General features: G+C 66.4%; 20 protein-coding genes. 12 read left to right on the top strand and 8 right to left on the bottom strand.

All coding sequences use genetic code 11. The annotated features are described in order from the left end of the window. Positions 1 to 3: 3 nt before the first annotated feature. Positions 4 to 360: a GntR family transcriptional regulator gene (locus HB724_RS14555; protein ID WP_213981662.1), complete on the bottom strand. Its 357-nt coding sequence runs from the start codon at positions 358 to 360 to the stop codon at positions 4 to 6. A gap of 31 nt (positions 361 to 391) precedes the next feature. Continuing rightward, positions 392 to 976, bottom strand: a complete 585-nt coding sequence (locus HB724_RS14550; RefSeq protein WP_213981661.1) for a nitroreductase — start codon at positions 974 to 976, stop codon at positions 392 to 394. A 141-nt stretch (positions 977 to 1117) separates the two neighbouring features. Here HB724_RS14550 and HB724_RS14545 point away from each other — a divergent pair, with 141 nt between their 5' ends. Both HB724_RS14545 and HB724_RS14540 read left to right on the top strand, forming a co-directional pair. Further along, positions 1118 to 2911 carry a peptide MFS transporter gene (locus HB724_RS14545; protein WP_213981660.1) on the top strand — a complete coding sequence of 598 codons (1794 nt, stop codon included), beginning with the start codon at positions 1118 to 1120 and terminating at the stop codon, positions 2909 to 2911. 108 nt (positions 2912 to 3019) lie between these two features. After that, positions 3020 to 3583 (top strand): hypothetical protein, encoded by a 564-nt coding sequence (locus HB724_RS14540; protein ID WP_213981659.1) that lies wholly within the window; start codon positions 3020 to 3022, stop codon positions 3581 to 3583. Between the two features lie 74 nt (positions 3584 to 3657). Here HB724_RS14540 and HB724_RS14535 read toward each other — a convergent pair whose 3' ends face one another. Together HB724_RS14535 and acs are read right to left on the bottom strand one after the other, a co-directional pair. After that, positions 3658 to 5688: a M13 family metallopeptidase gene (locus tag HB724_RS14535; RefSeq protein WP_213981658.1), complete on the bottom strand. Its 2031-nt coding sequence runs from the start codon at positions 5686 to 5688 to the stop codon at positions 3658 to 3660. A 65-nt stretch (positions 5689 to 5753) separates the two neighbouring features. Continuing rightward, positions 5754 to 7691 (bottom strand): acetate--CoA ligase, encoded by a 1938-nt coding sequence (acs, locus tag HB724_RS14530; protein ID WP_213981657.1) that lies wholly within the window; start codon positions 7689 to 7691, stop codon positions 5754 to 5756. 145 nt (positions 7692 to 7836) lie between these two features. Here acs and HB724_RS14525 point away from each other — a divergent pair, with 145 nt between their 5' ends. From HB724_RS14525 to HB724_RS14510, 4 genes are read left to right on the top strand one after another with little or no spacing between them, the layout of a single operon-like run. Further along, positions 7837 to 9312, top strand: a complete 1476-nt coding sequence (locus tag HB724_RS14525; protein ID WP_213981656.1) for an efflux transporter outer membrane subunit — start codon at positions 7837 to 7839, stop codon at positions 9310 to 9312. After that, a complete protein-coding gene (locus tag HB724_RS14520) occupies positions 9302 to 10735 on the top strand; it encodes an efflux RND transporter periplasmic adaptor subunit (protein ID WP_213981655.1) in 1434 nt (477 codons plus the stop codon). The genes HB724_RS14525 and HB724_RS14520 overlap by 11 nt, the downstream gene beginning before the upstream one ends. After that, entirely contained in the window at positions 10722 to 11444 is a 723-nt protein-coding gene (locus tag HB724_RS14515; protein WP_213981654.1) for an ATP-binding cassette domain-containing protein, read from the top strand. Before HB724_RS14520 ends, HB724_RS14515 begins: the two co-directional genes overlap by 14 nt. Continuing rightward, on the top strand, positions 11445 to 12653 hold the full coding sequence (locus HB724_RS14510; protein ID WP_213981653.1) for an ABC transporter permease: 1209 nt from the start codon (positions 11445 to 11447) through the stop codon (positions 12651 to 12653). 32 nt (positions 12654 to 12685) lie between these two features. On the opposite strand, the gene HB724_RS14505 is transcribed toward HB724_RS14510, so the two are convergent. Next, positions 12686 to 13279 (bottom strand): nucleotidyltransferase family protein, encoded by a 594-nt coding sequence (locus tag HB724_RS14505; RefSeq protein ID WP_213981652.1) that lies wholly within the window; start codon positions 13277 to 13279, stop codon positions 12686 to 12688. Further along, on the bottom strand, positions 13272 to 14183 hold the full coding sequence (locus HB724_RS14500; RefSeq protein ID WP_213981651.1) for an XdhC family protein: 912 nt from the start codon (positions 14181 to 14183) through the stop codon (positions 13272 to 13274). The genes HB724_RS14505 and HB724_RS14500 overlap by 8 nt, the downstream gene beginning before the upstream one ends. Before the next feature lie 88 nt (positions 14184 to 14271). Here HB724_RS14500 and HB724_RS14495 point away from each other — a divergent pair, with 88 nt between their 5' ends. Together HB724_RS14495 and HB724_RS14490 are read left to right on the top strand one after the other, a co-directional pair. Then, positions 14272 to 15306, top strand: a complete 1035-nt coding sequence (locus tag HB724_RS14495; RefSeq protein ID WP_256731533.1) for a glycerophosphodiester phosphodiesterase — start codon at positions 14272 to 14274, stop codon at positions 15304 to 15306. 12 nt (positions 15307 to 15318) lie between these two features. After that, positions 15319 to 15603: a hypothetical protein gene (locus tag HB724_RS14490; protein WP_213981650.1), complete on the top strand. Its 285-nt coding sequence runs from the start codon at positions 15319 to 15321 to the stop codon at positions 15601 to 15603. 281 nt (positions 15604 to 15884) lie between these two features. Here the strand turns inward: HB724_RS14490 and HB724_RS14485 are convergent, their stop codons facing one another. Beyond that, a complete protein-coding gene (locus HB724_RS14485; RefSeq protein ID WP_213981649.1) occupies positions 15885 to 16766 on the bottom strand; it encodes a LysR family transcriptional regulator in 882 nt (293 codons plus the stop codon). Between the two features lie 204 nt (positions 16767 to 16970). On the opposite strand from HB724_RS14485, the gene HB724_RS14480 reads away from it, so the two are divergent. The 3 genes from HB724_RS14480 to HB724_RS14470 are packed head-to-tail and all read left to right on the top strand — an operon-like array spanning position 16971 to position 18920. Then, entirely contained in the window at positions 16971 to 17720 is a 750-nt protein-coding gene (locus tag HB724_RS14480; protein ID WP_213981648.1) for a glucose 1-dehydrogenase, read from the top strand. Positions 17721 to 17740: 20 nt separating this feature from the next. Further along, a complete protein-coding gene (locus tag HB724_RS14475; protein ID WP_213981647.1) occupies positions 17741 to 18274 on the top strand; it encodes a nuclear transport factor 2 family protein in 534 nt (177 codons plus the stop codon). Positions 18275 to 18287: 13 nt separating this feature from the next. Further along, positions 18288 to 18920 carry a class I SAM-dependent methyltransferase gene (locus HB724_RS14470; protein WP_213981646.1) on the top strand — a complete coding sequence of 211 codons (633 nt, stop codon included), beginning with the start codon at positions 18288 to 18290 and terminating at the stop codon, positions 18918 to 18920. Between the two features lie 190 nt (positions 18921 to 19110). Here HB724_RS14470 and HB724_RS14465 read toward each other — a convergent pair whose 3' ends face one another. Beyond that, positions 19111 to 19848, bottom strand: coding sequence for an alpha/beta fold hydrolase (locus tag HB724_RS14465; RefSeq protein ID WP_213981645.1), 738 nt, complete (start codon positions 19846 to 19848; stop codon positions 19111 to 19113). 109 nt (positions 19849 to 19957) lie between these two features. Here HB724_RS14465 and phhA point away from each other — a divergent pair, with 109 nt between their 5' ends. Continuing rightward, positions 19958 to 20830 carry a phenylalanine 4-monooxygenase gene (phhA, locus tag HB724_RS14460; RefSeq protein ID WP_213981644.1) on the top strand — a complete coding sequence of 291 codons (873 nt, stop codon included), beginning with the start codon at positions 19958 to 19960 and terminating at the stop codon, positions 20828 to 20830. The last annotated feature ends 49 nt before the right edge of the window (positions 20831 to 20879 follow it).

Raw genomic sequence — 20879 nt, 5'->3', positions numbered from 1 at the left:
GGCTCAGGCGGTCTCGCGGTCCAGCAGCTCGTTCACGTCGAGCCCGAGCAGCGCGATATGATCCTTCACGCGCGGCCAATAGCCCTTGAGGAAGCGCTCGCGCTCGGCGACGCGCAGCGCCTCGACCGCGCCTGGCAGCACGAACATGCCGACGCCGCGGCGGACCTCGACATAGCCATCGTCCTGGAAGCTCTGATACGCCTTGGCGACCGTCAGCGGATTCGCGCCATGCTCGGCCGCGAGCGCGCGTACCGACGGCAATTGATCCCCTGCCCGATATTGCCCGCGCAGGATCGCCGCGGCGATGCTGGCGCGAAGCTTGAGGTAAACCGGGCTGTCCTCATGCTCTAGCGCTGTCATGCTCCCTTAATACACCATCGAGGCGGAGAGTCTACCCCTGCGAATCCCAATAGTGTGCAATTTCGGACAGTTCGGGTCGCGGCCGTTCTTCGAGTTCCCGCGCGGGCGTGCCGATGAAGACGAAGCCGGCGATGCGCTCGCCGGGCTTGCCGAACAGATCGCGCACCGCTTCCGAATAGGCCGCCCAGCCCGTCAGCCAGCCGCCGGCGAAACCCATCGCATGGGCCGCGTGGAGCAGGTTCATCGCCGCCGCGCCGGCCGACAGTTCCTGCTCCCACACCGGCACCTTATGGCCACGGACGGGGGCGGAGAGCACCACCACCAGCGCGGGCGCCTGGGTGGCGAACTGCTCGGCGGCCTCCACGTCGCGCGGGCCGCCGTCCGGCTTCTCGGCCATCAGGATCGCGCCGAGCTTCGCGGCGAGCTTCGCGCGCTGATCGTCGGGGACGATCACGAAGCGCCAGGGGAAGAGCTTGCCGTGATCGGGCGTGCGCGCGGCGATCGCGACCATCTCGCGAAGCTGGTCGGGGCTCGGCCCCGGAGCGACCAGATCGCGCGGCTTGCCCGAGCGGCGCGTGCGGAGGAGCGAGAGCGGCGTGGCGGTGTCGTTGAACATGTCCGCCATCTAGGAGCCGCATGCGATGTCGGCAACGCACCCGCGCCGCCGCCTTCTTTACAGCCGTCTCTTTCCGTCTAGTCTGGCCTCCCATGCGCCGGGCGCCTGCCCGGAAATCGATATAAAAGGGCAATAAATCGCATGGTCGACACTCCCACTGCCGATAACCCGGCAGAGCCGGACATCACCCATATCAATCCCGCCCGCGAGGAGACCTGGTTCGGCCACCCGCGCCAGCTCGCGCGGATGTTCACCACCGAGATGTGGGAACGCTTCGGCTATTACGGCATGCGGGCGCTGCTCACGCTCTACCTGACGCAGCATTTCATGTTCGGCGATCGCGAGGCCACCGGCCTCTATGGCGGCTATACCGCGCTCGTCTATCTGACGCCGCTGGTCGGCGGCTATCTCGCCGATCAGTATCTCGGCTCCAAGCGCGCGGTGAAGTTCGGCGCGATCGTGATGTCGCTCGGCTATCTGGTCCTCTGCTTCGGCGGCCAGACGGCCAAGCCCTATGCGACGGTCGACGGCCAGCGCTACGAAGTCTCGATCGAGCAGGCGAACGGCGCCGAGACCCGCTATGTCCTGGCCGACGGCCACAAGCAGCAGATCAAGGGCAATGACGACGGCTCGGTCTCGCTGATCGAGAACGGCCGGACGGTGCGCACCGTCGCCAAGGGCGGCTTCGTCTCCGATGCCGATCGCAGCCCCTTCTACGTGATGGTGATGCTGATCGCGCTGTCGATGGTGTCGGTGGGCAACGGCTTCTTCAAGCCCAACATCTCGACGATGGTCGGCGAGCTCTACGCTCCCGGCGACCGGCGCCGCGATACCGGCTTCACCATCTTCTACATGGGCATCAACCTGGGCTCGCTATTGTCCCAGATCCTCTGTCCGCTGCTCGCGGTGGTGCTCGATTGGTGGGTCGGCTTCGGGCTGGCCGCGATCGGCATGCTGATCTCCTGGGCGCTGATCCAGTTCGACGGCGGCAAGCTCGCCGGCTATGGCGAGCCGCCCGCGCGGCCGGCGGTCGAGCGGCAGCAATGGTGGATCTATGCCGGCGCGCTCTGCGTCGTGCCGATGTTCTACTTCCTCTACGTCAACCTGATGCACTCGACCGCGGCCGCGCCGGGATCGGGCATCCTCGGCTATATCGCCTCGCTGTCGCTGATGGGGAAATTGCTGTTCGGCACCTTCCTGGTCTCGGTGCCCGGCATCCTGATCTGGTCCTTCGTCGCCGGCGACCGGCGCGAGTTCCAGATGATGCTCGCTGCGATGGTGCTCATCGTCTTCAACGTCGTGTTCTGGACGCTGTTCGAGCAGGCCGGCTCGTCGCTCACCCTGTTCGCCGATCGCAACACCGATCTCTCGGTGTTCGGCTGGTTCAGCATCACCGCCGGCCAGACCCAGTTCTTCAATGCCGCGTTCATCGTGCTGCTGGCGCCGTTCATGAGCATCCTGTGGACGTCGCTTGCCCGGCGCGGCCTGGAGCCGTCGATCCCGGTCAAGTTCGGCATCGCGCTGGTCGGCGTCGGCGCCGGCTTCCTGTTCCTCGTCTGGGGCGCCAGCTTCGCCGATGCGAGCTTCAAGGTCGGGATCTGGTGGCTTGCGGGCCTCTACCTGATCCACAGCTTCGCGGAGCTGTGCATATCGCCGGTGGGCCTCAGCATGATCACGAAGCTCTCGATCGCGCGGGTCGTCGGGCTGATGATGGGGGTGTGGTTCCTGTCGATCTCGGTGGCGCAATATGTCGCCGGCGTGATCGCGCAATTCGCCAGCGTCGATACGGTCGGCGGGCAGGTGACCAATCTCAAGATCAGCCTGGACACCTATCTGGGCGTGTTCACGCTGATCTCCGAATGGGCGATCGGGCTCGGCATCCTGTTGCTGCTGCTCTCCTGGCCGCTCAAGCGCTGGATGCATGGGGTGAAGTGATCCCGGCATACCCGCGCCAGGAAACAGAAGGCCGGCCGCGAGAGTGCGCCGGCCTTTCCTTTGCGCCCGCGGCGCCCGGCGCTACAAGCCGCCGCAAAGGGGGACTTCATGGGCGCTTTCGAGTTCATTTTCTCGCTGTTCGGCCTGTTGCTGGGCCTGTCGCTCGCCGAGGTGCTGGGCGGCCTTGCCCGGGCGATCGAGGCACGGCTGCGGCCGAATACGGCGGTGCGGATCGGATGGCTGACGCCGCTGCTCGGCGCGTTCGTGATGCTGGACCTGCTGTCCTTCTGGCAGGCAGCCTGGACGGTGCGCGACATCATCGGGGTATCGGGCCGAACGCTGATGGCAATAACTGTCTTCGCCAGCGCCTATTATCTCGCGGCGCATCTCGTCTTTCCGCGCGAAGCGGAGGACCAGCCGCACTTCGACGCTCATTTCTTCCGGGTGCGGCGGATCGTCATCGGCGTCATGTTCGCACTGCTGCTGTGCCAGCTCGGCTGGTATGCGAGCATCCCGGCGCTGGCGACACATCTCGTTCGCCCTTTGGCCCTGACGCTCACCGCGATCCTGGCGCTGCTCATGATCGCCGCGATGCTCGTTCGGGGCGAACGCTGGAGCAGGCTGGTGATGCTCGCGCTCGTGGCGCGCTACGTCTTCGTCTATCTTCTCTAGCCGACTGACATCCCCAAACGAAAGCGGCCCGGCATCGCTGCCGGACCGCCTCGTTCGGTACGCCCTTCCGGGACTTACCAGATGTGGACGCGCTTCTCCGGCGCCAGATACAGCGCGTCGCCCGGCTTGATGTTGAACGCCTTGTACCAGGCATCGACATTGCGGACGACGCCGTTCACGCGGAACATCGCCGGCGAGTGCGGATCGGTGAGGAGCTGCTGGCGCAGCGCCCCTTCGCGCACCTTGGTCTGCCAGGCCTGGGCATAGGCCAGGAAGAAGCGCTGGTCGCCGGTCAGCCCGCCGATCACCTTCGCCTTGCCGTGCTCGGCCTGGTATTTCTGGAAGGCCGCATAGGCCGCCTCGATGCCGCCCAGATCGCCGATATTCTCGCCGAGGGTGAGGCCGCCCTTCACATGCGTGCCCGGCACCGCCTCATAGGTGTCGTACTGGGCCGAGAGCGCCGAGGTACGGTCCTTGAACGCCTTTTTCGCCGCGTCGGTCCACCAGTCCTCCAGCTTGCCGGTCGGGCCGAACTGGGCGCCCTGATCGTCGAAGCCATGGCCCATCTCATGGCCGATGATCGCGCCGATCGCGCCGTAGTTCACCGCCGGATCCGCGTTCGGATCGAAGAAGGGCGGCTGGAGGATCGCGGCCGGGAAAGTGATCTGGTTCGCCAGCGGGTTATAATAGGCGTTCACCGTCTGCGGCGTCATCTCCCACAGCGTGCGATCGACCGGCTTGGGGAAACGCTGCAGGTCGAGCTGGTGCTGGAACTCGCCGGCACGCATCGCATTGCCGAGCAGGTCGCCGCGATCGACCTGGAGCGACGCATAGTCGATATATTTGTCGGGATGGCCGATACGCGGCTCGAAGGCGGCGAGCTTGGCGAGCGCGGCCTTCTTGGTGGCGGCATCCATCCAGGTCGAGCCGGTGATCCGCTCCTGATAGGCGGCGCGCAGATTTTCGATCAACTCGGCCATCTGCTTCTCGGCGGCCGGCGGATAATATTTCTGGACATAGATCGCGCCCACCGCCTCGCCGAGCGCGCCGTTGACGAGCTGCACGCCGCGCTTCCAGCGCTCGCGCTGGACCTGCACGCCGCTCAGCGTCTTCGAATAGAAATCGAAGCGCGCATCGTCGAACGCCTTGGGCAGATACTGGGCGTGATCGCTGACGAAGCGATAGGCGAGATAGTCCTTCCAGGTGGCAAGCGGCGTCGCGACCAGTATCTTGCCCATCGCGGCGATCGCAGTGTTCTGCGTCATCAGCACCGTGGGCGAGCTTTCGATGCCGGCGGTCTTGAGCAGCAGCGCCCAATCGAATTCCGGCGCCTTGGCCTCCAGGCCCGCCACCGTCTCGGGATCGTTCAGCGCGGCGATGTCGCGGCTCTGCTCGGGCGACCATTGGCCCTTGGCCATCGCGGTCTCGAGCGCGACGATCGCATCGGCCTTGGCACCGGCATCGGGGATGCCGGCCAGCTCCTGGATCTTCTGGACATAGGCGCGATAGGCGGCGCGGAAACCGTCATATTTCTCGCCCTCCAGCAGATAATAGTCGCGCGGCATGCCAAGGCCGCCCTGGCCGGCGACGGCGGTGTAGCGCGTCGGATCGGCGAGATCGGGCATGACGCCGATCTCGACCGGCGAGGCATAGCCGATGCTGGCGAACAATGTCTGGAGCCCGGCCAGATCCTGCACCGCGGCGATGCGGCCCAGATAGGGCTGGAGCGGCGCCGTGCCGCGCGCCTCGATGCCGGCCTGGTCCATCCAGCTCGCATAATAGTCGCCGACCTGCCGGCCCGTCGCGCCATAGCTGGCGGGGTTCTTCGCCATGTCGTCCAGGATGCCGCGGACATTCGCCTCCGCCTCGATCGAGAGCTGCGTGCCAAAGCCCGCCGAGGCGCGATCCGGCGCGATCTGGACGCGATCGGCCCAGCCGCCGTTCGCATAGGTCCAGAAATCGTCACCCGGCTTCGTGCTTGCCTTCTGCGCGCTCAGATCGACGCCGAAGCTGCCATATTTGGGCGCCGTCTGCGCGAGCGCCGGTGCGGCAACCGCCAGCAACGCGGCGCCGCCCGCGAGCAGCAGGAATTTCTTGGTCTTCATGGAGTGTCCCTCGGTTAGTGTATTAGCCGAGGATAACGCCCCGATTCGCCGCCCGCAATCGCGATTCAGCCGATCCGGTTCGCCAGCAGATCGTCGACCACCGCGGGATCGGCGAGCGTGCTCGTGTCGCCCAGGTTCGAGACGTCGCCCTCGGCGATCTTCCGGAGGATGCGGCGCATGATCTTGCCCGAGCGCGTCTTGGGCAGGCCGGGCGCGAACTGGAGCGCGTCGGGCGTGGCGATCGGCCCGATCTCGTGCCGAACCCAGTCGCGCAGCGCCTTGCGCAGTTCCTCGCTGGCCTCGCAGCCCGCGTTGAGCGTCACATAGGCGTAGATGCCCTGGCCCTTGATGGCGTGCGGCATGCCGACCACCGCCGCCTCGGCGACCTTGGGGTGGAGCACCAGCGCGCTCTCCACCTCGGCGGTGCCCATGCGGTGCCCGGAGACGTTGATGACGTCGTCCACCCGGCCGGTGATCCAGTAATAGCCGTCCGCGTCGCGGCGGCAGCCGTCGCCGGTAAAATATTTGCCGCGATAGGTGGTGAAATAGGTCTGGAAGAAGCGCGCATGATCGCCCCAGACGGTGCGCATCTGGCCCGGCCAGCTCTTGGCGATCACCAGATTGCCCTCGGTCGCGCCGCGCAGGACATTGCCGTCGGCATCGACGATCTGCGGATCGACGCCCGGAAAGGGCAAGGTCGCCGAGCCCGGCTTGAGCATTGTCGCGCCCGGCAGCGGCGTAATCATGTGGCCGCCGGTCTCGGTCTGCCACCAGGTATCGACGATCGGGCAGCGCCCCTCGCCCACCACTTCGTGATACCAGCGCCACGCCTCGGGATTGATCGGCTCGCCCACCGTGCCGAGCAGGCGGAGCGACTTGCGCGATGTCTTCGCCACATAGTCGTCGCCCTCGCGCATCAGTGCGCGCAGCGCCGTGGGGGCGGTGTAGAGAATCTCGACCTTGTGGCGGTCCACCACCTGCCAGATGCGCGAGGCGTCGGGCCAGTTGGGGATGCCTTCGAACATCAAGGTCGTGCCGCCGTTCGCGAGCGGGCCATAGACGATATAGCTGTGGCCGGTGACCCAGCCGATATCGGCGGCACACCAATAGATCTGGCCCGGCTTGTAATCGAACACCAGCTCGTGCGTGTAGCTCGCCCAGAGCAGATAGCCGCCCGACGAATGGAGCACGCCCTTGGGCTTGCCGGTCGAGCCCGAGGTATAGAGGATGAACAGCGGATCCTCCGCCCCCATCGGCTCGGGCGGACAATCGGCGGAAACCTTCGCGGCCGCCTCATGATACCAGATGTCGCGGCCCGGCTGCATCGTCACGTCGCCACCGGTCGCCTTGACCACGATCACCTTCTGCATCGCCGGGGCATGCTCGGCCGCCGCATCGACATTGGCCTTCAGCGGCACCTTCTTGCCGCCGCGCCGGCCCTCGTCGGCAGTGACGACGACCGCGCTGTCGCAATCGGTGATGCGTCCCGCCAGCGCCTCGGGCGAGAAGCCGCCGAACACCACCGAATGGATCGCCCCGATCCGCGCGCAGGCAAGCAGCGCGAACGCCGCCTCGGGGATCATCGGCATGTAGATGGTGACGCGGTCGCCCTTCTTGACGCCTTCCGCCTTCAGCACATTGGCGAAGCGGCAGACCTCGGCATGGAGCTCGCGATAGGTGAAGGCGCGCGATGCCTCGCCGGGTTCGTCCGGCTCCCAGAGGATCGCGGTCTCGTTTCCGCGCTTCGCCAGGTGGCGGTCGATGCAGTTGGCCGCGACGTTGAGCTTGCCGTCCGCGAACCAGCTTATGTGGAAATCCTCTTCGTCGAACGACCAGTCGCCGGCCATTTCGGGCCGCTTGATCCAGTCGAGCCGGCGCGCGGTCTCCAGCCAGAAGCTGCCGGGATCGGCGATCGACCGGCCATAGAGCTTTTCATAGCCCGCAGCGTCGATCCGGGCGGTCTTCGCCCATTCTGCCGGAACCGGATACACGCTGTCGCTCATGGGGTTCTCCTCGCGCGCGCTTCTAGAGTTCGAGGGTGCCGATAGGCAAGCCGACGCGGCGTCTTTGCGCAGCCGTAACGGCTCCGATACAAGTTGCGACAAAATTTAGGTGGAACTCGCGCGCCTCTCCAATCATCTAGGCCGGATGGTCAAACGCCCCCTCGCCTTGATCCTGACCGTCGCGCTGCCGCTTTCGGCCTGTGCGGTCGGCCCTGACTATCGCCCGCACGCTTCGGCAGAGCTGGGCGTGCCCGATGCCTATTCGGTCCCGGCTGACCAGAAGGCGCGGGAAGACCTGACCAAATGGTGGACCCGGTTCGACGATCCGATGCTGGCGTCGCTGGTCGAGCGCGCCCAGGCATCGAACCTCGACGTGGCCCAGGCCGTCACCCGGCTGCGCCAGGCGCGCGAATCGCTGATCCAGTCGCGCGCGTCGCTGCTGCCCGGCGTCAGCGCATCGGGCGGCTATACGCGCAGCGAGCCGCTTAGGGGCGGCAGCACCACCGTCACCCTGCCCGACGGCACCGTCACGTCCTTCTCGCAGGGCGGGAGCAGCAACTTCTCGATCGGCCTCGACGCCAGCTATCAGGCCGACATCTTCGGCGGGGTGCGCCGCGGCGTCGAATCGGCGCGTGCCGGCTATGAAGCGAGCGGCTTCGACTATGCCTCGGTGCTGATCTCGGTCGAGGCGGAGACGGCGCGCAACTATGTGCTGGCGCGGCTCGCCCAGGCGCAGCTCGCCAATGCCCGCGATTCGCTGGCGATCCAGGACGACAATCTCCAGATCGCCCAGTGGCGGCTCCAGGCCGGGCTGGTCACCTCGATCGACGCCGAGCAGGCCCGGGCGCAGCGCGCGCAGACCGCCGCGTCGATCCCGTCGCTTGAGGCGAACTACAACGGCTTCGTCTCGCGTCTCGGCGTGCTGACCGGCCAGGCGCCCGGCGCGCTCAAGGCCGAGATCGAGGCGGTGAAGCCGATCCCGCGCGGCCCCGCCGATGTCGCCACCGGCATTCCCGCCGAGGCGCTGCGCCAGCGCCCCGACATCCGCGCCGCCGAGCGCAATCTGGCTTCCGCGACCGCCCAGATCGGCGTCGCCACCGCGCAGCTCTATCCCTCGCTGTCGATCGGCGGCAGCATCGATTCCGGCAGCAGCGCGCTCAGCTCGATCTTCGACGTCATCACCGGGCGGCTGTTCGGCAACATCGCCCAGACGATCTTCGACGCCGGCCGCGGCCGCAGCCAGGTCCGATCGGCCCGGGCCGCGGCGGACGGCGCGTTCCTTTCGTACAAATCGACCGTGCTGACTTCGCTCGAGGATATCGAGAACGCCGTCGTGGCGCTCCAGTCGGCCAGGCAGCGCGAGGCCGAATTCCGCATCGCGCTCGACGCCGCCAACAACCAGGCGCTGCTCGCGCGGATGCAATATCGCTCGGGCCTGACCGATTTCACCACGCTCAACCAGTCCGAAAGCCAGTTGCTGTCGGCGAAGAACGGCCTAAGCCAGGCCCAGTCCGATGAGGCGACCGCCCTCATCCAGCTCTATCAGTCGCTCGGCGGCGGATGGGACAGCAGCATCACCCCCCAGGCACCCAGCGCAGGCAGCACCGCGAATGGCCACTGATCCGAACCAGAATCTCAGCGACTTCCTGGGCACGCCCCCGCGGCCCTGGTGGCGGCGCTACCTGAAATGGGCGCTGATTGCGATCGGCGTGGTGTTGGTGGCGCTGGTCGGCTGGCATTTCCTGGGTGGTAGCGCCGAAGTTCGCTATGCCACCGAGGAAATCCAGCGCGGCAATCTGACGGTGACCGTGTCGGCCACCGGCAAGCTGGCGCCGACCAACCAGGTGCAGGTCGGCTCCGAGCTTTCGGGCCTGGTCGAGACCGTCTCGGTCGACGTCAACGATCGCGTGACCAAGGGCCAGCCGCTGGCGGTGCTCGATACCTCGCGGCTCGACGACGCGATCACCCAGAGCCAGGCGACCCTCGATGCCGCCGTTGCGACGGTGGCGCAGAACCAGGCGACCGTGGCGCAATCCCAGGCCAATCTCGCCCGCATGGAGGAAGTCAGCCGGCTGTCCGGCGGCAAGGTGCCCGCCAAGGTGGAGATGGAGCAGGCCCGCGCCGATGTGCAGCGCGCGATCGCCAATCTGCGCTCGGCCCAGGCGAACGTGGTGTCGCAGCGCGCCGCGCTCTCCTCGAACCAGACCCAGCGCTACAAGGCGGTGATCCGCTCGCCCGTCAACGGCGTGGTGCTGGCCCGCCAGATCGACGCCGGCCAGACGGTCGCCTCGTCGTTCAACACGCCGACCCTGTTCGTGATCGCCGAGGATCTGTCGAACATGGAGCTCCAGGTCGCGATCGACGAGGCCGATGTCGGATCGGTGAAGCAGGGCCAGACCGCGAGCTTCACGGTCGATGCCTTTCCGGGCCAGACCTTCCCGGCGACGATCACCCGCGTCGATCTCGGCTCGAACCTCTCGGCCCAGGCGGCGAGCAGCACCAGCTCCACGGCTTCCACCACCACCCAGGGCCAGGTCGTGTCCTATGCGGCGACGCTCAGCGTCTCCAATCCCGGCCAGCAGCTCCGCCCCGGCATGACCGCGACCGCCGAGATCATCACCAAGGCGCATCCCAACATGCTGCTGGTGCCCAATGCGGCGCTGCGCTTCACGCCGACGACAGCAGGCACCAGCCCGGCGAGCAGCGGCCAGGGCGGGATCGCGGGCGCGCTGGTTCCCAGCCGTCCCCGGAGAGGCGGCAGCGCCGCCAAGTCCGCGACGATGAGCAAGGGCGCGCAGCAGACCGTCTATATCCAGGGCGCCGACGGCAAGCCGCAGGCGGTGCAGGTCACGACCGGCGATACGGACGGCACCGTCACCGAAGTCACCGGCGGCGAATTGAAGCCCGGCGACAAGGTCATCACCGGCCAGCTCTCGGCCGGTAGCAGCGGCCAGCGCCGGCAGCGGCGCCAGGGCGCGGGTGCCGGGGCCGGCCAGGGTGGCGCGAACGGCGCGGGCGCCGGAGGCCAGCGTGGCGGACAATGACCTCCCGCTGATCCGCCTGCGCGGCGTCACCAAGGTCTATGGCGAAGGCGCTACCCAGTTCCAGGCGCTGAAGGGCATCGACCTCGACATCCAGGCCGGCGATTTCGTCGCGGTGATGGGGCCGTCGGGATCGGGCAAGTCGACGACGATGAACATCCTGGGCTGTCTCGACGTGCCTTCGGACGGCGAGTTCCTGTTCAAGGGCTTCCATGTCGAGACGCTGGAGCGCGACCAGCGCGCGCTGCTGCGGCGGAAATATCTCGGCTTCGTGTTCCAGGGCTTCAACCTGCTCGCCCGCACCAGCGCGCTGGAGAATGTCGAGCTGCCTTTGCTCTATCGCGGCGATCCCAAGGCGCAGCGCCGCGAAATGGCGATGAGCGCGCTGGCCAAGGTGGGGCTCGACAAATGGTGGGACCATACCCCCGCCGAGCTTTCGGGCGGCCAGCAGCAGCGCGTTGCGATCGCCCGCGCGATCGTCACCAATCCCGAAGTGCTGCTGGCGGACGAGCCGACCGGCAACCTCGATTCCGAGCGTTCGGTGGAGATCATGCAATTGCTCACCGATCTCAACAAGACGAGCAACATCACCGTGCTGATGGTCACACATGAGCCCGACATGGCCGCCTTCGCGCGCACCATCGTTCATTTCAAGGACGGGCTGGTCGAGCGGATCGACGTGCATCACCATGCCGGGGAGGCTGTGGCCTAGATGTTCGGCACCACCTTCGTCCTCGCCCTGCGATCGATCCTGCGGCACAAGCTGCGCTCGATCCTGACCGCGCTCGGCATCATCATCGGCGTCGCCGCCGTCGTCACCATGGTCACGCTGGGCAAGGCGACCACGGCCGCGGTGCAGCAGCAGATCTCGTCGCTCGGCACCAACATCCTCCAGATTCGCCCCGGCCAGGGCTTCGGCCGCGGCGGCGGCGGGCCGCGGCCGCCCGACTTCAAGGAACAGGACGTCCAGGCGGTGCGCGACCAGATCGCGGGAGTCACCGCGGTCGCCCCCCAGGCCCAGTCGACCGCCACGGTGATCTACAACGGCGCCAACTGGTCGACCACGATCAACGGCACCACCAACGATTATTTCCAGGTCCAGCCCTGGCCGCTGGTGGAGGGCCGCCAATGGACCCGCGCCGAGGAGCAGGCGGGCAAGGCCGTCTGCATCATCGGCAACACGATCCGCACCAACCTGTTCCGCGGCGGCGCAGCGGTGGGCGACCGGATCCGCGTCAACGGCGTGTCGTGCGACGTGATCGGCGTGCTCTCGACGCGCGGCCAGGCCGGGTTCGGCGGCGACCAGGACGATGTCGTCATCATGCCGATCAAGCAGGTGCAGCGCCGCTTCACCGGCACGCGCGACGTCCGGCTGATGCTGGTCGGCACCGATTCCGATTACGAAAGCGCCCAGGTCCAGGCATCGATCACCGATCTGCTGCGCGAGCGGCGCAGCATCACCGGCGGCAAGGACGATGATTTCAACATCTTCGATACCGCCCAGATCAGCGCGACGCTGACCGGCACGACGACGCTGCTCACCCGCATCGTCGCGGCGGTGGCGGGCATCAGCCTGGTCGTCGGCGGCATCGGCATCATGAATATCATGCTGGTGTCCGTCACCGAGCGCACCCGCGAGATCGGCATCCGCCTGGCGATCGGCGCGGTGGCGAACGAAGTGCTGATGCAGTTCCTGGTCGAGGCCGTGGTGCTGTCGATGCTGGGCGGGGTGATCGGGCTGCTGCTCGCGCAGCTCGCGGTCGCGCTCTTCTCCTATCTCGGGGGTCTGCCTTTCCTGTTCGACGTGCAGATCAACACGGTCGCCTTCCTGATCTCGGCAGTGATCGGCATCGTCTTCGGCTATTTCCCCGCCCGCCGCGCCGCGAGCCTCAACCCGATCGACGCGCTCCGGCACGAGTGATCCAATACCCTCCCCGTTCCGGGGAGGATTTATTATTTCCCGTCGGTCTCCAGGCCGTAGAGCGCACGCAGCTCGGCAAGATCCTCGCGGGTATCGATATCGACCAGCTCGGCGGGGCTGGCAACGACATGGTGGCCGCGCTTGATAAGCTCGCGCGCGCCCTCATCCCCCTTCAGGTCAAGCAGGCCGTCGAACATGTCGCGGCCGAACAGCGCCGGCGGCATCGGCCGGGTGCCGTCGCTCGATGCGACGATCGTCGCGGGGCCGTCGGCGGCATCGAACAGGCGGTAGATATGCGTCGCGGTGACGCGCGGCATATCGGCGAGCGCGACCAGCACCGCCTGCGCCCCGGCCTTCTTGGCAGCCTCCACGCCATAGCAGAGCGAACGCGCCTGGCCGAGCGAGGGATCGTGATTCTCGATCACCTGATAGCCGAGCGACGCGAAATCGAGCCCGGTATCCGATACGACGGCGATCCGCATCAGGAAGGGCACTCGCGCCAGCGCCGTGACGACGTGGAAGGCGAGCGGCTTGTCGAGGAACGGCTCGCTCAGCTTGTCGCCGTCGAAACGGCGCGAGCGGCCGGCCGCCAGCAGTACCAACGCGACTTGTTCGGGCTCAAGCATGGAAGCTCCTTATCATGGCGGCGGCGATCGACAATGCGATCTCCGAGGGGCCGATCGCCCCGATATCGATACCGGCAGGCCCTTCGATCCGGGCAAGATCCTCGGGAGCCACGCCCGCCCCGGCCAGCCTTTCCAGCCGTGCCGCATGGCTCCTGCGCGATCCGAGCGCGGCGACATAGCCGGTCGGATGCGCCAGCGCCGCGATCAGCGCGGCATCGTCGATCTTGGGGTCGTGGCTGAGCGTGACCAGCGCCGTCGCGGGGTCGGGCGTCAATGCGGTCACGGCGTCGTCGGGCCAGCGGTCGTCCAGGGTCACGCCGGGGAAACGCTCGGCGGTCAAAAATCTTCCGCGCGGATCGACAACGACGGTCGAAATGCCCAGTTCGCGCGCCAGCCCGGCCAGTGCCTGGGCGATCTGCACCGCGCCGACGATGATGAGCCGGCGCGGCGGATCGTAGCGATTGACGAAGGCGCCGTCGCTTGCCCCAAGCGAGGAAAGCCCGACTTCGAGATCGGTGGAAACCTCCAGCGATCGGCCCGCCGCCCGCGCGGCATCGATCGCCTCGAACAGCTCGGGCGCAAAGCCCCCCGGCCCCACCGGCTGCACGAGCACCGCGATCCGGCCGCCGCAGGGCAGGCCCACTTCCCATGCCGCCGCATCGGCGACGCCGTATTCCTTCACCACCGCCGGCGCGCCTGCGATCACTTGCGCCGCGGCCTCCAATATGTCGCTCTCGACACAGCCGCCCGAGACCGATCCTTCCAGCCGTCCGTCGGCATGGACGAGCATATGGCTGCCGCGCGGCCGCGGCGCCGATCCCCAGGTCGATACCACCGTCGCCAATGCCATCGGCGCGCCCTTCCAGGCCCGGGCGGCCGCGAGCACGCTGTCATTTTCCGCCATCACGCCTCGCTACCGTCATATCCGCCGCCTAACCCCGTAACGAAAGGAGAGTTTCGTGACGAGAACGCTGTTGATCGCATTGATGCTGATGGCGCCGGGGATCGCGCTGGGGCAGGATCGCGGGATGGAGAAGCCCCAGCCCCGCATCATCGTCATCGCCCATCGCGGCGCCAGCGGCGAGCGGCCCGAGCATACGCTCCTCTCCTATGGCCTGGCGATCGAGCAGGGCGCCGACTTCATCGAGCCCGATCTGGTGCCGACCAAGGACGGCGTGCTCGTCGCGCGGCACGAGAACAACATCACCGACACCACCGATGTCGCCAGGCACCCCGAATTCGCCGGTCGCAAGGCGACCAAGACGATCGACGGCGAGAAACTCACCGGCTGGTTCACCGAAGACTTCACCCTCGCCGAGCTGAAGACGCTGCGCGCCAGGGAGCGCCTGCCCCAGGTCCGCCCGGGCAACACCCAATATGACGGCCAGGCCCAGATCCTGACCTTCGACGAGGTGATCGCGCTGGCGAAGCGCGAATCGGCACGCACCGGCCGCACGATCGGCGTCTATCCCGAGACCAAGCACCCCAGCTATTTCGCCTCGATCGGCCTGCCCGTCGAGCAGCGGCTGGTCGACAAGCTCAAGGCCGCAGGCTGGGACCGCGCCGATGCGCCGGTGTTCATCCAGTCGTTCGAAGTGAACAACCTCAGGAAGCTGAAGGGCATGACCCATGTCCGCCTGATCCAGCTCATGGCCGGCGACGGCGGCCCCGCCGACCACGCCGAGCCCAGCTATGCCGCGATGAGCACCCCCGAGGGGCTGAAGACGGTCGCCCAATACGCCTATGGCATCGGACCCGAGCTGACGCAGATCCTGCCCAATTCGGGCGAGCCGACGACGCTGGTCACCGATGCGCATGCCGCGGGCCTCAAGGTCCATCCCTGGACCTTCCGCGCGGAGAATTTCTTCCTGAATCCGAAATTCCGCGCCGGCACGCCCTTGGAACATGGTCATATCGCCGAGGAAATCGCGCTTTTCCTGAAGCTTGGCGTGGATGGCTTCTTCACCGATTTCCCGTATATCGGTGTCCAGGCGCGCGATGCCTTTCTCGCGGCGCCGGCAAGATGAGAGTTCAGTGCCATGCGTAAGCTCCTTCTCCCCCTCGCCGTCGCGCTGCCGCTGCTTTCCGGCGGCTGCATCGCCAAGACGGCGGTGGATGTCGTCACGCTGCCGGTGAAGGCGGGCGGCAAGGTGGTCGACTGGTCGACGACGAGCCAGGAGGAAGCGGACCGCAATTACGGCCGCAAGATGCGCGAGAAGGAAGCCCGCGAGGGCAAGGAGCGCAAGAAGCATGAGAAGGAATGCAGGAAGCATCCCGATACATGCGGCGAATATCAGGGTTATCGCGCTTCCGATCCCGGCTGAGACGCCCTGCAAATTTGACTGATTTCATGATAGCGCGCGCAATCTCGCAATTTTATTTCGCGTGGATTGTGCGATATTAAGAGCGGCCGGACGACCGGCACGGTCAGCCAAGCAGCCGATATCCTACATTGCAAGTGGTGGTGGCTAAGCGCCGCATTACTGCCTTTCAAGGCGCCGAGCGGTGCTCCCTATACCTACCGTTTGCAGTGTTCCAATGGATGGACCATGACCCGCCCCTTGATTGAGTATCCGTTCGGGCATGGCCGTTTGATCAATCGCGGTCACTGGCCGACAAGACGCCGCTCGTGGGCGGCGATCCTTTTGGATACGAACTCCGTGAACAGCCTGACGCGCTTGGTTTTGCGGGTTTCGCCTTGGGTGAGGATCCATAGCGTCCCGTACATGTGAAGGGGGGTGTCCGGCACTCTTTGCAGCTGCGGGTCGGCGTCTCCGACGAAGCATGGCAGCGTCGCGATCCCAAGCCCCTGCCTAACAGCAGCTATCTGCGCCCCGGCGTCGATGACCTTGAAGGGCACTCCCGCGGCCCGCACCGCCCCCTCGCTGGCCCAATCCGGAATACCGTGCGTGTTGATGACGATCCAGCGCAGCGGTTCGCCTTCGCCGGAACGCCACCCGGCTAGTCGATCGCGTGACACATAGACGCCGCCGAACACTTCTGGCCCCTTCTGGCCGTGCAAGTTGAGCGGCAGCGTCTTGCGGTCGTAGACGACGCGGATCGCGACGTCCGCTTCCCGCTTGGTGAGATTCGCCAACTCGCCCGACGACAGGATTTCCATTTCGATATCCGGATACAGGCGCACGAAATCGGCGAAATCCGGCATCAGCAAGTGCGTGGCGAGGATTGGCGTCAAGGTCACCCGCAACAGGCCGCGCACGCTCTGGTCGCGCGCGAGGACGCGGGTTTCTAGCTGGTGCGACGACGCTTCCATCTGCGTCGCAAGTTCGAGAACCTCTTCGCCCGCTTCCGTCAGGCGATAGCCCGACGGCAGCCTTTCGAACATCTGGGTGCCGAGACGTTCTTCGAGCTGGGATATGCGTCGCAGCACCGTCGCGTGGTTCACCGCCAATCCCTTGGCCGCAGCGCGCACCGAACCGCCGCGCGCCGCGGCGAGGAAGTAGCGGACATCATCCCAGTCGATCATGGTGCGTTATCGCACCAAGAACGCTGCATTCAACGGCATTCTGCATTTGCTGGGCCGCTACGCACGAGCGCTCCTAAAGATGCTCGGCGCCGGCGGTGCATTCGCGCACCACCGATGTGCGGCATTTCGCACTCACGAAGTCAGCGGCACCGACCCATCTGGAGGCGCACGGGACTTTCTTCCCAGCATTGAAGGATGGACGAAATGAAAAGGCTCGAAGGCAAGGTCGCCGTCATCACCGGTGGAAACAGCGGCATCGGATTGGCCACCGCCAAGCGGTTCGTCGCGGAAGGCGCGCATGTCGTCATCACCGGGCGACGCGAGAAGGAACTGCAGGAGGCCGCCGCTGCCATCGGCAGCAACGTCACGACGGTGACCGGCGACGTGACACGCCTCGAGGACTTGGACCGGCTCTACGCCGTCGTGAAGGAAAAGCACGGCCACATCGATGTGGTCTTCGCCAACGCCGGCTGGGGCGAACTTGCGCCGCTCGAAGTGGCGACCGAGGAGCATTTCGACAAGACGTTCGACCTGAATGCCAAGGGCACGTTCTTCACGGTTCAGAAGGCGCTTCCGCTCCTCAAGGACGGCGGCTCGATCATCCTGACCGCTTCGGTCGCCAACGTCAGGGGAGACCCCGCCTTCAGCGCCTACGCCGCTGCCAAGGCCGCGGTGCGCACGTTCGCGCGCGGCTGGACGGTGGAGCTCAAGGATCGAAAGATTCGGGTGAATTCGATGAGCCCTGGCCCGATCGAAACGCCGGCTCTGGAGAAGGTGGGGCTCACCGCCGACCAGATCGAACAGGCGGCAGCGCATTTCGCCTCGCAAGTTCCGCTCGGCCGACGGGGCAAAGCCGAAGAAGTTGCGGCAGCGGTATTGTTCCTCGCCTCCGACGAAAGCTCTTACGTCACCGGCATCGATCTCGCCGTCGACGGCGGCATGGCGCAGGTCTGACCGGGCAGGGAGAGCCTCTCATGAGCACCGAGCAAAATGTTCAGACCGTGAAGGACTTCTTCGCCGCGATCGGCAGCGGTGACAAGGAGGCTCTACTGGCGCTTGTCGCCGAAGACATTGAATGGATCATTCCAGGAAGGGATTGGGCGCTGGCCGGAACCCACCGCGGCCACGCGGGCTTCGTCGACTTGCTCGAGACCGCGTCCCGGTCGTTGGAGACTTCGACGGAACCCCGTGAGTTCGTCGCCCAAGGGGACCGGGTCTTGGTGATCGGCGCTGCCTCGGGCAACGTGAAGGCGACCAACAAGCCGTTCGAGGATGAATGGGTCTTTGCCATTACAGTGCGCGACGGCAAGTTGGCGAGCATACGCGAATATGTCGACACCCAGGCACTGGCGCGGGCATCCGCGGCGGGACACCCCGCCGTCGTCGACCAGCGGCTCAGGAGCAGCGCTGAGGACTTCGTGACGCTCGCAAAAACCGGCGCAGAGACCGGGCTCGAGCCGTGGCGCGTTTTCGTGCGTGCCGTGCGCTCGTCGAATGTCTGGCAGTAATGGAGATTTCCAAATGTACGACAAAGCCAAGCAATCCGACTTGATACGGTTCGCAACGGTCGCCCAGGGCTCCACCGTCATCGACGTCTACCCGGGCAATGGCGACTGGACTCGCGTCTTCTCCGATGCCGTGGGACGCCAAGGTCACGTCTACAGCTTCGTTCCGGCCGAAGTCGCCCACTTTAAGAACGATCCCGTCGGCCTCACGCGAGCGCTCGCGCAGGAGGCGGGTCGCGAGAATGTCGATGCCGTCTCGGCAGACCTTCTCGCGCTGGCAGAGGCCACCCCGTTCGTAGATGTCGTATGGATGCACTTGTTCTATCACGATCTCCACACCCCGCTGATCCAGGCGAAGGGCGCGACGGCCGATGCCTTCAACCGGGCGGTCCATGCGACGCTGAAGTCGAGCGGGCGCTACGTGATCGTCGATCACGCCGCCGCAGCCGGGTCGGGGACGAGCGATGCACCGTCGCTGCACCGGATCGATCCCGCGCGGGTTGTCGAGGAAGTCCAGGCAGCCGGCTTCGTGCTGGACGCGCAAAGCGACATGCTCGCCAACGCAGAGGATGCGCACGCGATCAAGGTGTTCGATCCGACAATCAAGGGGGAGACGGATCGTTTCGCCTACCGGTTCATCAAGCCCTGAAGCCTATTGGCTACTGACCCGCAAGCGCGCAAGCCGGCCCAGAAGGGCGACATGTCGCACACGCCTCAAGCGTGGGCCGACCGCGATCAGGCCCTTGGTTGCCGCCGTCACCGCGATAACCGCGATGTCGGCTATCCTCTTCATTTGTCAGAAATCTGCCAGTCAGCCCTCGGTCCAATAACCGCCCCCGTCACACGGGTTCCACGCACTCCCCGCCCGCCAGCACCTCCGCGATCGCGCGGAGCACCTCGGCGCGCATCTGCACCAGCAGGTGGCTGCTGCGCACTTCGATCGCACGCCCCTCGGCGGTATGGCAGATCAGCCCGTTGACGAACCCGTCGCTGCGGCTCCAGATCGCGGTCGACGGCACCGGCAGCGGCTGGACCGCTTCCTCCAGCCGCTCGGCCACCGCGGCGTCGGTGATCCGCTCGCCGGTCAGCCATTCGAACGGCCGCCAGACATTGGTGGCGCTGGGCGGCCCCGCGAAGGGCGAGCTGATGGTGACGACCTCGCGGACCAGGTCCGGGCGGCGATGCGCCGCGATCCGCGCCATGATCCCGCCCAGCGAGACGCCGACCAGCGTCACCTTCTCGCCGGTCTCGGCATGGATCGCCGCGATCCGCGCGATCAGCCGCTCGGCCTCGGTGCCGATCGAGCGCACGCCCAGGTTGCGGCCCAGCCCCCAGCCATAGGCGCGATAGCCCAGCCGCCGCAGGAATGCGCGCATCACCAGGTTCGAGCGGTCCGAATTGGAGAGGCCGGGAAGCACCAGCACCGCCCGGCCGTCGCCGCGCGGGAGCCGGCGCAGGGCCGGCCAGTGCGCGGCGAGCTCGCCCAGCCCGAAGGCGGCGCGCGGCGCTTCGGCAAGCAGCGCCAGCCCTGGCGGCGGCACCGCGGCGGATCGGGGGATTCCCAGACTTAAAGCCATGTCTTCACTCCATACACGGCCCGGACTTTCCCAGCAAAAGCCTTAACCTAGCGTGACGCCTTGCGCCCCGGCGTTTCGCGCGGAGGGCCCGCATGCTATGCCTGACCCCATGGAAAATGAGACGCATGTGCTGGACCGCCCGCCCGAGGGCGCGTCCGCCGACTGGACGATACCGCAGAACTGGGACGCCTATACGCCGCAGGAACATGCCACCTGGGACACGCTGTTCGCCCGCCAGGCCAGGCTGCTGCCCGGCCGCGCCTCGGCCGCTTATCTCAAGGGGCTGGAGGCGCTGCGGCTGTCGGACGGCGGCATCCCCAATTTCGAGGAACTCTCCGAACGGCTGGCGAAGCTGACCGGCTGGCGAGTCGTCGCGGTGCCGGGGCTGGTGCCCGACGACGTGTTCTTCGATCACATGGCGAACCGGCGCTTCGTCGCGGGGAACTTCATCCGCCGGCCGGACCAGCTCGACTATATACAGGAGCCCGACGTCTTCCACGACGTGTTCGGCCATGTGCCGATGCTCGCCGATCCGGTGTTCGCCGATTATCTCGAAGCCTATGGGCGTGGCGGCATGCGGGCGCTGGAGCTGGGGGCGCTGAAGCAGCTCGGCCGGCTATATTGGTACACGGTCGAGTTCGGGCTGGTCGAGGAGGCCGAAGGGCTGCGCATCTATGGCTCGGGCATCGTCTCGTCCTCGGCCGAGAGCGTGTTCGCGCTGGAGAGCGACAGCCCCAATCGCATCCGCTTCGACATGAAGCGAGTGATGCGCACCGATTACCGGATCGACGATTTCCAGCAGAACTACTTCGTCATTCCGAGCTTCGAGGAACTGCTGCGCCAGACGGTGGAGACCGATTTCGCGCCGCTCTATGAGGAGATACTGGCGCAACCGGATATTCCGATCGCGACGATCCTGCCTGGGGACGACGTGATTACGCGGGGCACGCAGGCATATGCGGAGTCCAAGGCGAAGGGCTGAGATCGTCATAAACTTCCACGTCACCCCGGCCGAAGTGCCGGGGTCCACC

It is taken from the genome of Sphingomonas sp. dw_22, from assembly GCF_018449795.1.
GTDB lineage: Bacteria > Pseudomonadota > Alphaproteobacteria > Sphingomonadales > Sphingomonadaceae > Sphingomonas.
Note: the sequence above shows the minus strand (reverse complement) of the source record. Positions and strands in the feature narration are given on the sequence as shown.